Consider the following 13,749-nt stretch of genomic DNA (forward strand, 5'->3'; position numbering starts at 1 on the left):
TTTTTCGAAAAAAAAGAGGCTTATTATTACTTCAAAAGTAATAAAAACCTCTTTGTGATATTTATTCAATTAACGCTTACTTCTCATCCATTGAACGTGTCATTTTTTCATTACGATCAATCATTCTATCGAAATAACCTTCGTAACGTATCCATTCATCCTCTGTAATTGGATTCATATTCAAATTACCACCTAAATCTTTAATGGCATGCAATAATTGAAACATGACATCTTGGACTTTAATTTCACGTCCTAATAATGTCTCTAAAGACGCCATACAGCTAGGTTGAATGTCTGGATATTTAAACTTAGTTGTTTCACCTTTCAGCGCACGTTCATAAAAAACACGCATCATTTCTGCACGTTCTGAACCAGATCCTTCAACACAAAGGTAGATTTGGACAGCAATACCTCCACGTACACGACGTTGAGATATACCTGCAAACTTCTTGCCATCAATGCTTAAGTCGAACTTACCTGGGCAATACGAATGTTCAATTTCTTTCGTATCTATTTCGATATCTTCATTCTCAAACATTTTACACATCAATAAATACATCACGGTGAATGCTTCATCAATAGTCGTTTCAGTTTGACCTTTAAAGATAAGAGAAATATTCAAAACACCTTGATCGAGCACTACCCCCAGGCCTCCAGAGTTCCTAACTATCGCATTATAACCGATTTCATCAGTTAAATACTGAATACCATCTTTTAAAAATGGCAAGCGTGAATCATGAATACCTAGAATAACGGTGTGCTGATGAATCCAAGTTCTCACAACGTTGCAAGATAGGTCTTTACCTACACTTTCTGAAAACGTGTCATCAAATGCAAATGACTGCATTGGCGCTAAACCAGACGTATGATCAATGTAACGCCAATCAATGTCATTAAAATATTTGCTTGCTAAATCCATTATTGTAATGTTTGAGCAGCAGTGATGATTGATAAGTTATAAACGTCTTCAGTTGAGCAACCACGAGATAAGTCATTAACAGGTGAATTTAAACCTTGTAATACAGGACCAACAGCATCGAATCCACCTAAACGTTGTGCAATTTTGTATCCAATGTTACCAGCTTCTAAGCTTGGGAATACAAATACGTTTGCATCACCTTGGATTTTAGCGCCTGGTGCTTTTTTCTCAGCAACAGCTGGAACGATAGCAGCGTCGAATTGGAATTCACCATCGATAACTACGTTGTCTAATCCTTCAGATTCAACTTTTTCTTGAGCTAATTTAACTGCGTTAGCAACTTTCTCAACATCGTCAGATTTCGCAGAACCTTTAGTTGAGAAGCTTAACATAGCTACGCGTGGGTCCATGCCAAAGCTTTTAGCAGATTTTGCACTTTCAACAGCGATTTCAGCTAAATCAGAAGATTCTAATGTTGGGTTGATTGCGCAATCACCAAATACATATTGTTGGTCATCTTTAATCATAAAGAAGATACCAGAAGTTTTAGATACACCTGGTTTAGTTTTAATGATTTGTAATGCAGGGCGAACAGTATCACCAGTAGAATGTGCAGCACCACTTACTAAACCTTCAGCATGACCAGCATAAACTAACATTGTACCGAAATAGTTAACGTTGTCTAATAATTCTTTAGCTTGTTCTTCAGTTGCTTTGCCTTTACGACGTTCAACAAAAGATTTAACCAATTCAGGTTTTAATTCACTTGTAGAAGGATTAATAACTTCGATATTTGAAATATCTAATCCTTTTTCTTCCGCTAATTGTTTAATTTTATCGTTATCACCTAAAACGATTGGTGTTACGTAGTCAGTTGCTTGTAATTTTGTAGCAGCCGTTAATACACGTTCATCTTCACCTTCAGGTAATACGATTTTTACATTTTTTCCTGAAAGTTTTTCTTGTAATACATCTAATAAACTAGACATAATGCCCTCCTAAATAATTTCATAATAATATTTTGCAACCTAATTATACTGTATTTGTTACGAGATTTCCATTTCACCAATTTGTAATCATTTAGGTGTGTTTCACATTTCTCTTTATGATAAAATTTAAGCTGTATTAAATGATAAATATCATATCTTAAAGGAGCGATAAATTATGAGTGAAGCAGCCGAAACATTAGATGGTTGGTATAGTCTTCATTTATTTTACGCTGTAGATTGGGCCACTTTCCGATTAGTGCCTGAAGATGAGCGTGAAGCAATGATTAACGAATTCAAATCATTTATTAATGACAAAGCAAGTGCTAGAGATGAACACGCTGGTGACTACGCGTTATATAACATTACTGGACAAAAAGCAGACATCTTATTATGGTACTTACGTCCAGAAATGAAAGAATTAAATGCGATTGAAAATGAATTAAATAAACTTCGCATTGCTGATTTCTTCATTCAAACTTATTCATATGTATCAGTTATTGAATTAGGTAACTATTTAGCTGGTAAATCCGATGAAGATCCTTACCAAAATCCACATATAAAAGCTCGTTTATATCCTGAATTACCTAGATCAGAGTATATCTGTTTCTACCCAATGGATAAACGTCGTAACGAAACATATAACTGGTATATGTTACCAATGGAAGAACGTAAAAAATTAATGTATAACCATGGTATGATTGGCCGTCAATACGCTGGTAAAATCAAACAATTCATCACTGGTTCAGTAGGTTTCGATGACTTTGAATGGGGCGTAACATTATTTGCAGATGACGTTTTACAATTCAAAAAAATCGTCTATGAAATGCGCTTCGATGAAACGACAGCACGCTACGGCGAGTTCGGTAGTTTCTACATTGGCCATATTTTAAAAACAGACGATTTCGAAAGATTCTTCGCAATTTAATATTATCTACAACCTGAGACTAACCTCTCAGATAAATAATTGCATATTTAGTTTGACTTAAATGGTTTCTATCTTAAGGTAGAAACCATTTATTATATTGAAAGTAGATTAGCAAAATTTGTTTAAAAAATGGTTAAAGTAAGAATTAATGAATATAAATGCTTTAGATGTCAGGTAAAGAATCCTAGAGATGAACAGCGAATTGCGTTGTACGAGACATGAGAGAAAATAATTTGATTAACTTAAATGTTTACACACTTAAGTAAGTAGTTCTAATGATTAAAATCGAAGAACTACTTTATAAGACTACAGGCTTAAGCCTTTCCCGCAAGAAAGCGTCACAACAAAATGAGTAACATTCATCTAAGAACTGCTTTAGAAGATTTTAGAAATCTCCACAGATTTATCTGTGAGGAATTTCTGGCTGAAACTGTACCCTAGCCAAGCGCCCCAACTTAAGTGAAATGACAATCCATTTAAGAACCACTCAACTTAAACGAGTGAACATCTATCTAAGAACGCCTTTTAACACAATAGCCCGTAGATTCAACATCTACGGGCTATTTCCTATCATCTATATATAATTAAATATTATTTGTTAAGGAAAAGTACACTTCTATCTCAAAGTGTACTTCGTGTAGTTTGTTTGGGAGAACTTAATTACTACTCTGAACGTTAACATTATGAAAAATATTGTCGCTACCCAATATTATTCACAAATTGTTAACTAATTATTATTTAACCTGATTGTAATATTTTGAAACATTATAACGAAAAGTTGTTAATTATTTTTTAATTAAGTATGTCACAACTTTATGTTAACAAATTCTTATTAATTAACATTAACGAATTGTAACCACTTTATTTTTTAAATTTACGTCAACTTAGTAGTCTTTTCAATAAGCTTCCACTATAATTATTGTTACATATATATGAATGGTGATGAAATGGAACATATAGATACAAATGAAAAATTAATAAAAGACGTAGTAATGATTGCCGGACGTATTTTACTTGAATCCGGTGCTGAAGGTACACGCGTTGAAGATACAATGACTCGCATTGCTCGTAAATTAGGTTATTCTGAAAGTAATAGTTTCGTTACAAATACAGTTATTCAATTCACATTACACAATGAATCCTATCCACGAATTTTTAGAATAAATTCTCGCGATACCAATTTAATTAAAATTTCACAAGTTAATGAAATTTCGCGACAAATTACAAAAGGGAAGATTTCCCTTGAAGAGGCAAAAGCTAAACTCGAACATATTTATGTTGCGAAAAGAGATAGTAGCTTAACGTTTAAAGGTATTGCGGCCGCTATTATTGCTATAAGTTTTCTTTATTTGCAAGGTGGACAACTTATCGATGTCTTCACTGCCTTATTAGCTGGTGGATTGGGTTATTTAGTCGTTGAGATTTTAGATCGCAAATTGCATGCCCAATTTATACCAGAATTCATTGGTTCATTAGTCATTGGCATTATTTCAGTTTTAGGACACTCTATAGTCCCTACCGGTAATTTAGCGACGATTATTATCGCTTCAGTGATGCCGATTGTTCCTGGAGTGCTGATTACCAATGCTATTCAAGATTTATTTGGTGGACACATGTTGATGTTTACGACGAAATCACTTGAAGCACTTGTGACCTCTTTTGGTATTGGCGCAGGTGTAGGTTCAGTATTAATTTTAGTTTAGGAGTATGCACATATGTTTTGGTTATTAAATTTATTATTTAGTTATACCGCTTCACTGTTTTTCTGTGTCATATTTGACGCTCCTAGAAGATTATATCTTTCCTGTGGTTTTGTAGGAGCATTTGGTTGGATGGTTTACATTCTGTTCTTCCAAGGCTTAAATATTCATACCATTTATTCTAGTTTCTTTGGTAGCTTTGCTTTAGGTCTTATCAGTCACTACATGGCTCGTAAAAAAAGAGAACCTGCAATTATATTCATGGTTCCGGGAATTATCCCTCTTGTACCTGGGGGCCTCGCTTTTGACGCAACTAAAAACTTAGTATTATTGGAATTTGGTAGAGCGATTAATACGATGCTTGAAGTAACATTAATTGCTGGTGCCATTGCGCTCGGTTTATTATTTGCCGATCAAATTTCTAAAATTGTCGCATCGGGATTTGTACGTAGACGTAAACGTATTTAATATATAAAACAAGTGCATGACATTGAACAAAGCGACGTTCAATGTCATGCACTTTTATATGTTTGTTAACACTTATATATGATTTATTTGTTTTTATCTTCTATCATATCTTCGACCTCATTTTCAGAGCGATTTAAAATCAAGCGACTTAACTCATCGCTATCAATACGTTTCAATTTAGGATAACGTATAACAAAGAAAATTAAACCAAGGATTAACCAGCCACCTAATGCAATATAAGATGGCAATGAAAGTGAAGCTGGTGAGCCCGGCACTAGTAATAATAGAAGGAAAACGAATGATATCACAGAACCAAAAATTGCGAATGTCTTATACACAGGTCCGTACGTATTACTATTCTTATTATAGCTAAATAAGTTAGCTGCTGATAAACATGTAACAAAGTATGCAATAGATACACCTGTTGATGACATATCTACAATCCATGTTAACGCTGTACGACCCAACCAAGGCGCAATTAATGTTACTGCTACTAAAAAGATAATTGCAACGTAAGGTGTTTTATACTTAGGATGCAATCTACTAAATGCTTTAGGCATAATGCCAGAACGTCCCATTGAGAATAACAAACGACTTGCACTCATTAAGAAACCATTTAAGCCAGTAAAGATACCCATAATAATTGCAATCGCCAATACACCTAAGCCAAGGTAACCAAAAGCTGTTTGTGTTACAGCACCTGTGACCCATAAGTTACCATTAAGACTTGCATTTTTAGTGCTTAACCATCCTGTATAAAGAATCATCACTACATACGTTAATGATGCTGCCAATAAACTATAAACGATTAATTTAAATGTTTTATTAGGTGAAAAGTTGAATTCCTCAGCAGTTTGTGGAATATTATCGAAACCTACATAAGCCCATGGCGCCACAGCGACAATCATAATGATAGATGTAAACCATCCGCTCTTAGGATTCGCTAATGGTTGTAAATTACTAAAACTAAAGTTATGGCCAAAGAATGAACCAAAGAACATTAATAAGACTACAATCACCATTGCTACACAGAAATAATATTGTAGCGATCCTGAGACACTTGCCCCACGAATAGCAATGAACATAAATACAAGTAACAAGACCGTTGCAATGATAATCTCAGTGATGTAAACATCCCATCCTGCGACTGTATAGAGCTTCCCATTATTTAATAAATCTGGTAACAAGAATTTGACTAATAAACTAAATGCAGTAGCGTTTAAAGCGACTACACAGACATAACCAAACGTTAAAAACCAAGATGAGAAGAAACTCACATATCTTCCAAAACTCAAATAACTAAATGCAAACGCGCCACCTGATACAGGAAATTTTTCAACTAAGGCACCGTAACTTACCGCGATTAAAATCATCAGTAATGCACCGATGACAATCCCTATTGATGCAGCAATAGGCCCAGATTGTTTAATCCAATCTCCTGGCAAGATAAAAGCGCCCCAGCCAATACAAGAACCATAGGCAATCGCCCATACAAATTTTTCTGAGAGGTTCTGTTTTAAATCGCCTCTATCTATATTCTGTTTTTGATTTTTATCTTCCATAAAATAAACTCACCTCAAGTACCCTTTATACCCTTGAAGTGAGTTTTTTAACCTATGAATATCCTATTTAATAATAAATTTAACCTACAAATTTAAATGTAGAGATGATTAACATTAACCAGCCTACGATGAACAATACGCCACCAATTGGTGTAATAGCACCTAAAATGCGTATTTGTGTTAATGCTAAAATATATAGTGAACCACTAAAGAACACAACTCCTAAGAATATAAGCCATCCAGCCCAATTGACGTTAATTGAAGTTGTACCACTAATGACCCCAATAATTAATAAGCCAAGTCCATGATACATTTGATAATTCACAGCTTTTTCCCATACAGACATATACTTGTCCGACAATTTGCCTTCTAAGCCGTGTGCACCAAAGGCTCCCGTACCTACAGCCATCATCGTACATAACGCTCCTAAAATTATGAATACTTTCATCATTTACTCTCAACCTCCTTATATCTTCTAGAAATCAAATATAGATTCTCCATTACCAACTTCATCATCTGTCACCATTGTGTTCGCTGGTAAATTATTATTTTGTGACGATTTCATTGAATCAGGCACCTTGCCACCCATTGCTTCGATTTCAGCCGCAGTAACCTTTGATTTACTTGAAGATGTAGAATAATTTGTTCCTGAGCTAGTCATTGTATTATTATTTTTTGAAAATGAAGGCGCCGCTGCTGTATCAGTAAAATCATGACTTTTACTTCGACGTGAACTTGTTGTGACGTCGTGATTCGCATACAATGATGTCAATGTATGAATTGCATACATATGCTTTTCAAATTCTTGATTATTATTAGCCTCATCCGCTTGTAAAAGTTCGCGTTCTACTAATTGAATAATTTGTTCTTTATCCATCTATTGTTCCTCTCTTTCACACCAGTGAATTGGAGATTTCCCTTTCGCTTCTAAGTATTCATTAGCACGTGAATAAGGTTTCGAACCAAAGAAACCTCGATGTGCCGACAAAGGACTAGGATGCGTAGATTTAATGATATGGTGCTTAGACGTATCGATTAATTTTATCTTTTGCTGAGCAGGTTTGCCCCATAGAATGAACACGACATCTTCTCGATGGTCTGAAATCGCTTGGATCACTTCATCTGTAAATGTTTCCCAACCAATATTTTTATGAGAATGCGCTTCACCTTGACGTACTGTCAACACAGTATTTAATAATAATACACCCTCGCGCGCCCAATCTTGTAAATGGGGCGATGTTCTAAGACAACCAATATCATCCTCTAATTCTTTATACATATTTCTTAATGATGGTGGAAATTTCGCATTCGGCTGTACCGAGAATGCTAAACCGTGCGCTTGATTAGGCCCGTGGTATGGATCTTGCCCTAAAATGACGACCTTAATATCTTCAAACGGCGTTAAATCAAACGCTTGATAAATATTTTCTCTATCTGGATAGACGATTTGTGTCGTATATTCTTTTTCTAAAAAATCATGCATGGCTTTGAAATCATGTCTTTCTGTAATGTCATGAAATATTTCTGACCATTCCATCGCTTTCACCTCATGCCATATTTTAACATAATGTCACTATCATCAGTTATCAATTTCCTACTATTGTATGTATTAGCGCTTGCGCTAGTACCCTTTATTAAAAACATGTTATGATAAGTAATAGATTAGAAAACTGTCGGGAGTGAATCAATATGGCTTTAAAAAAAGTTTTAACTATTGCAGGTTCAGATACTAGTGCGGGAGCTGGTATGCAAGCGGACCTTAAAACGTTTCAAGAATTAGATACGTACGGCATGGTGGCTTTAACCGCTGTCGTGACAATGGATAAAGAAACTTGGTCTCATGATGTGACACCTCTTTCAATGGACTTATTTGAGAAACAATTAGAAACTGCTATCTCAATCGGCCCAGACGCTGTAAAAACTGGTATGTTAGGTACTCAAGAAATCATTAAACGTGCTGGCGAAGCATTCGAAGAATCAGGTGCAAAATACTTCGTAGTTGACCCAGTTATGGTTTGTAAAGGGGAAGACGAAGTACTTAACCCAGGAAATACTGATGCAATGATCGAATATTTATTACCTAAAGCAACAGTAGTCACACCAAACTTATTCGAAGCTGGCCAACTTTCTGGTTTAGGAAAATTAACTTCAATTGAAGATATGAAAAAAGCAGCTAAAGTCATCTACGATCAAGGTGCACAACATGTCATCATTAAAGGTGGTAAAGCACTAGATCAAGATAAATCTTATGATTTATACTTCGATGGTGACAAATACTATCAATTAACTACTGACATGTTCCAACAAAGTTATAACCATGGTGCAGGATGTACATTTGCAGCAGCGACAACAGCTTATCTAGCAAATGGCAAATCACCTAAAGAAGCTGTTGTAAGTGCGAAAGCATTTGTTGCTTCAGCAATTAAAAATGGTTGGAAAATGAACGATTTCGTAGGTCCAGTAGACCACGGTGCGCATAACCGTGTTGAACACATCGACGTAGAAGTAACTGAAGTTTAAGCACATATATTTTAACTGTCCTCAAAGTCTATGACTTTGCGGGCAGTTTTTTACTTTTGTATATAGAGAAGTTTTAAGATCATTTACCACTCATTTTGTTGCGACGCTTTCTTGCGGGAAAGGCTCAAGCCTGTAGTCTTGAGGCTCTTTCTTTTCCGCCAAGAGTCGCGCAACATCATTCGTTATTCATCTTTGAAACACTTAAGTTCATATAATTACTGTTCCATAAGGCGTCCATTATCCATTTTAGAACTACCTAAGTGATATAGCACTTAAGTACATTATTTACTGCTTCAACTATGCTTCGTAATCTATCTTAGAACTACTTACTGAAGTGTGTAAGCAGTTAAATTCATCAATGATTCTAAATCCTTTATTATCTCCAACACTCAACGTCATTCGTTTTTCATCTTGGAACTACTTCATTAATACGAATTTTAAATATGTTTAAAGCATGTATTTTTGACATAAACTATGAGTGCATTGAAAACTATTTAAAAATAAGGAGTTAATATGATAAGTGAATTAAATAAAGATGTAGAAGTAAAAGAACCTGTAACAATTATTGGTGGTGGTATTGGTGGTTTAACGTTAGCACGTGTGCTATATGTTAACGGTATTCCTTCAAAAGTATATGAAGCTGATCCATCATCTGATGCGCGTACACAAGGTGGGCAATTAGATATTCATGAATATAATGGCCAAGTCGCTTTAGAAAAAGCCAATTTAATGGATGAATTTCATTCAATTATTCATGAAGGTGCTGACGCAGCAAGTATTGTTGATGAAAATGGCGAGTTATTATTAGAAGTTCCAGCTGACGAAGATAATGGTCGTCCTGAAGTATTACGTGGAGATTTACGTCAAATTTTATTAGATTCTCTTCCAGATGAAACAATCGAATGGAATAAAAAAGTGGATCATGTAGAAGAAATTCAAAATGGTCAACATCGCGTTGTCTTCAGAGACGATAGCGAGGTTACGACTAGCAAGTTAATTGGTGCTGACGGCGCATGGTCTAAAGTGCGCAAACTATTAACAGATGTGACGCCAGAATATATTGGTACAACGTTTATCGAAACTTATTTACATGATGTAGACAACAAATATCCTGAAACAGCTAAATTAGTAGGTCAAGGTGCTATGTATGCTTTAGCTCCAGCAAAAGGCTTTGTAGCTCACCGTGAAGCTAACAATATTATTCACACTTATATCGAAATGAATCGCGATTTAGAATGGATTGATAGCATTGATTTTTCAAATAAACAAGAAGCTATCGACACAATCAAAGCAGAATTTAAAGGCTGGTCACCTGAAATTACTGCTCTATTAACTGAAGCAGATTCTGATATTGTCGCACGTAAAATCAACGCTTTACCTGACAAACATCGTTGGGAATCTAAATCAGGTGTAACATTAATCGGCGATGCTGCACATTTAATGGCACCATCAGGTGAAGGTGCTAACTTAGCAATGTTAGACGCTGCTGAATTAGCAGAAGGCATTGCCAAAAATTATGATAATATCGATGAAGTAATCAAAGAATATGAAAGTCGAATGTTCCCTAGAAGTGAAGAAGAACAACAAGAATCTCACGAAATTTTAGATATTTGTTTAGGGCAAGATAGTCCAGACAGATTCGTCAAATTATTCAAAGGTGAACTTTAATTTTCATAACTTTCATCAACCTCTATAGTTAGAGATTTTCTGGCTATGGAGGTTTTTTAATCAAGCTTTAAATGTCAAAGATTTAAACTACTTATTTAGTCGTAGATATATATCGGTTATTCGTTGTATGAAAAGTTGGTACTCCAGGCTCATGTATTCATATGAAAAATCCATTACTATATTAAGTGTAGAGAGACAAAGGAGGTAACACACATCATGATCATCTACAAACAAAATATAGAAAACGGTATCCCAATGTATGAAATCATTACAAAAACCTTCAAGACGATTACGGTAAAATTCGATGAAACGTTTAACAAAATGAAATCTATAAATTGCTCTCTCTACTAGAAAATGATCTTGATAATATGAAACTGAGTTATTAAGACATTTTCACAAAAATAAAAAAAGTGTTTTCCAAATGAGAATTCAAACAGAAGTATATTCCCAAAATTGATTTTTAAGCACTCAGCCCCCTAATACAAAGTAGCTTAAAAAGTCATAAAATCATTCCTAAACTCACCTTATATAATATAGCGTCAGTGTTAGCCAAAGATTGTCCCCCCTTTGGAAGCTTAGAGAGTACCTTTAAGCCCAACTAACACCGACGCTATATTTTTGTTTATACAAATTTACGCTAAAACTTTTTAAAATAGTCAAAATGTCAAAAATAATAAAGTAAATTAATGAACCTAAGTGCTTTAGCACTTAGGCAAGAAATTCTAGAGATGAACTACGAGTGTTGTTGCGACTCTTGGAGTTTTTTCATATTGAATGCAACTGCGAGTTCATTTCCGTAAGATATTCTAAGATAGATAACGAAACGTAGTTGAGTGCGGGGCCCCAACACAAAGACTTTCGCATAGAAAGTCTACAAACAAAGCAAGCTGGGGGAGGAACGTAAGTGTTCTAACACTTGCGTAAGTAGTTCTAAGGTAGATTACGAAGTGTAGTTGTGAAGACTCCTATGCTAATTATTAATGAACCTAAGTGCTGAGGCACGTAGGTAAGTAGTTCTAAAATGGATGATGGAGCGTAGTTGAGCGACGCCTGAGGGAGCAGGATGAGTGTCGAGACCAAGGCCTCGACCCAGCCCCCTAGGCAAGCGTCTCAACTTAAGTGTAATGTCAATCCATTTAAGAACTGCTTTACAAGACTACAGGCTTGAGCCTTTCCCACCGGAAAGCGTAACAACTTAAACAAGTGAATATCTACCTAAGAACTACTTTACAAGACCACGGCTCGACCCAGCCCCTAGGCAAGCATCACAACAGAATGAGTAAATATTCATCTAAGAATTTCTTTAGAAGACCGAGGCTGAGACGGCACCCCCCTGGAACGCGAAGCAACTTAAGTGAGTGAACATCTATCTTAGAACCTCTCTAATTTTCCCCTAAATAAAAAACGCATTGATGAGGTTATCTCACCAATGCGTTTATCTATCATATTATGCTTTTCTATTTTTCTTTTCTTTAATCCACCATAATGCTTTTTTAGGATGTTCTTCAAAGTAATGCAGATCTTTTTTACTATCAACATTAGGGTAAGAACCTTTAAGTGATTTACCTGCTGTACTAGTATGGAATAAAGCAATCACAATAAAGCCAATGATACTAATTGCAGTTAAGTAGTATGCTGGCGCGTAAACATTGCCAGTTGATTCTACTAACCAAGAGTTAACTAATGGTGTTGTACCACCGAATAATGATACAGACACGTTAAATGTTACCGCTAATGTACGATATCTAATATGAGTAAAGAACATTGTTGGTAATGAACCAGGCATAGTTGCTTCGTATGTTGATAAGAAGAAACCTAAAATAAGTACACCTACAATAATAAGTGGTAATGCTTTAGTATTTAATAAACTAAATGCCACAATACTTAATAAAGTAAGACCACCTGTACCGATTAAGAATACTTTCTTCTCACCGATTTTATCTGCCGTTTTACCAAAGAACAATGCTAATGGAATCATAATCGCCATGACACATGTAATTAAAACACTCGTCGTTGTTTGATCAACCTTAACGATTTGTCCTAAATATGTTGGTAAATAAGCAGTTACTGTATAGTTCGTTACATTAAAGAATACTACAGCTACAAAACATACTAAGATGTCTTTAAAGTGATAACGTAAAATAGTAAAGATACCAACATTATCACGTTCTGGTGTTTGAACATCATTTTCATAAACTGGAGATTCTTCAAGTTTACGACGTAAATAAAGACCAAATAAACCAAGGAATAAACCTAGAATAAATGGAATTCTCCAACCCCAAGCTTGCATTTGTGCATCTGTTAAGAAGAAACTTAATAATGCAATCATAATTGAGGCTGCAATGTAACCTGATAGTGTACCAATTTCAAGACCACTACCTAAACTATTACGTTTTTTATCTGGTGAAATTTCTGCGATATATGTCATTGCACCTGCATATTCCCCACCAGTAGAGAAACCTTGTAATACCCTAGCGAGTAACAAGAGCGCGGGTGCCCATAAGCCAATCATGTCGTAGTTCGGTAAAATACCGATTGTCAATGTTGATAAGGCCATTAAGATAATTGTCGTTGTTAATACAACTTTACGTCCGAATTTGTCCCCTATAATACCAAATACTATACCACCAATTGGTCTAAGTAAGAACGCAATGGCCAGTGCAGCAAAAGTAAATATTTGTTGAATTTGAGGGTTCTGAACTGGTGAAAAGAAATTCGCTCCGATATATGCTGTCGTATAAGCGTACACACCAAAGTCGAACCACTCCATGGCATTTCCGATACCCGTAGCAAACACTGTTTTCTTCGCCGTCTGAGCATCGACCATGTTAATTTTATCTTTCTTAAAGTTCATGACCTGTAACACTTTTTCTATTTATGTTACATAATTATACAGAACTAATGCATGTTGTCAAACTTATTAAAATTAATTTAAATAGCAAAATTCAATTTTATTCAATTGACAGAATTTAAAGATAATTAAACGAATACGCTTTCA

The 13,749-nt window shown here is 35.2% G+C and carries 12 protein-coding genes and 1 pseudogene; 6 read left to right on the plus strand and 7 right to left on the minus strand.

Annotated elements, in window-relative coordinates; genetic code table 11:
* Positions 1-76: 76 nt before the first annotated feature.
* Together MT340_RS11040 and pta are read right to left on the minus strand one after the other, a co-directional pair.
* Complete coding sequence (locus MT340_RS11040) at positions 77-919, minus strand: lipoate--protein ligase family protein (RefSeq protein WP_243590000.1); 843 nt, start codon at positions 917-919, stop codon at positions 77-79.
* Positions 919-1,908 carry a phosphate acetyltransferase gene (gene pta, locus MT340_RS11045; RefSeq protein ID WP_243590001.1) on the minus strand — a complete coding sequence of 330 codons (990 nt, stop codon included), beginning with the start codon at positions 1,906-1,908 and terminating at the stop codon, positions 919-921. Before pta ends, MT340_RS11040 begins: the two co-directional genes overlap by 1 nt.
* A gap of 175 nt (positions 1,909-2,083) precedes the next feature.
* Between pta and hemQ the strand changes: the two genes are divergently transcribed.
* From hemQ to MT340_RS11060, 3 genes are all read left to right on the plus strand, one after another.
* Complete coding sequence (gene hemQ, locus MT340_RS11050) at positions 2,084-2,833, plus strand: hydrogen peroxide-dependent heme synthase (RefSeq protein ID WP_243590002.1); 750 nt, start codon at positions 2,084-2,086, stop codon at positions 2,831-2,833.
* Between the two features lie 932 nt (positions 2,834-3,765).
* Complete coding sequence (locus MT340_RS11055; protein ID WP_243590003.1) at positions 3,766-4,536, plus strand: threonine/serine exporter family protein; 771 nt, start codon at positions 3,766-3,768, stop codon at positions 4,534-4,536.
* Between the two features lie 12 nt (positions 4,537-4,548).
* Entirely contained in the window at positions 4,549-5,001 is a 453-nt protein-coding gene (locus MT340_RS11060) for a threonine/serine exporter family protein (RefSeq protein WP_243590004.1), read from the plus strand.
* An 83-nt stretch (positions 5,002-5,084) separates the two neighbouring features.
* On the opposite strand, the gene MT340_RS11065 is transcribed toward MT340_RS11060, so the two are convergent.
* From MT340_RS11065 to MT340_RS11080, 4 genes are all read right to left on the minus strand, one after another.
* Positions 5,085-6,563 carry an APC family permease gene (locus MT340_RS11065; RefSeq protein ID WP_243603866.1) on the minus strand — a complete coding sequence of 493 codons (1,479 nt, stop codon included), beginning with the start codon at positions 6,561-6,563 and terminating at the stop codon, positions 5,085-5,087.
* Between the two features lie 79 nt (positions 6,564-6,642).
* Positions 6,643-7,011 carry a DUF423 domain-containing protein gene (locus MT340_RS11070; protein ID WP_243590271.1) on the minus strand — a complete coding sequence of 123 codons (369 nt, stop codon included), beginning with the start codon at positions 7,009-7,011 and terminating at the stop codon, positions 6,643-6,645.
* Between the two features lie 27 nt (positions 7,012-7,038).
* Positions 7,039-7,440, minus strand: a complete 402-nt coding sequence (locus tag MT340_RS11075; RefSeq protein WP_243590006.1) for a DUF5327 family protein — start codon at positions 7,438-7,440, stop codon at positions 7,039-7,041.
* Complete coding sequence (locus tag MT340_RS11080; protein ID WP_243590007.1) at positions 7,441-8,100, minus strand: uracil-DNA glycosylase; 660 nt, start codon at positions 8,098-8,100, stop codon at positions 7,441-7,443.
* A gap of 152 nt (positions 8,101-8,252) precedes the next feature.
* Here MT340_RS11080 and thiD point away from each other — a divergent pair, with 152 nt between their 5' ends.
* The 3 genes and pseudogenes from thiD (at position 8,253) to vraX (ending at position 11,137) form a co-directional block, all read left to right on the plus strand.
* Positions 8,253-9,083, plus strand: a complete 831-nt coding sequence (gene thiD, locus MT340_RS11085; protein ID WP_243590008.1) for a bifunctional hydroxymethylpyrimidine kinase/phosphomethylpyrimidine kinase — start codon at positions 8,253-8,255, stop codon at positions 9,081-9,083.
* Between the two features lie 513 nt (positions 9,084-9,596).
* On the plus strand, positions 9,597-10,751 hold the full coding sequence (locus MT340_RS11090) for an FAD-dependent oxidoreductase (RefSeq protein WP_243590009.1): 1,155 nt from the start codon (positions 9,597-9,599) through the stop codon (positions 10,749-10,751).
* A gap of 216 nt (positions 10,752-10,967) precedes the next feature.
* Positions 10,968-11,137, plus strand: a pseudogene (gene vraX / locus MT340_RS11095) (C1q-binding complement inhibitor VraX).
* Positions 11,138-12,198: 1,061 nt separating this feature from the next.
* Here vraX and MT340_RS11100 read toward each other — a convergent pair.
* On the minus strand, positions 12,199-13,605 hold the full coding sequence (locus MT340_RS11100) for an MFS transporter (protein ID WP_243590010.1): 1,407 nt from the start codon (positions 13,603-13,605) through the stop codon (positions 12,199-12,201).
* Between the last annotated feature and the right edge of the window lie 144 nt (positions 13,606-13,749).

Origin of the sequence: Staphylococcus sp. NRL 16/872 (assembly GCF_022815905.2) — a bacterium.
Classification (GTDB): domain Bacteria; phylum Bacillota; class Bacilli; order Staphylococcales; family Staphylococcaceae; genus Staphylococcus.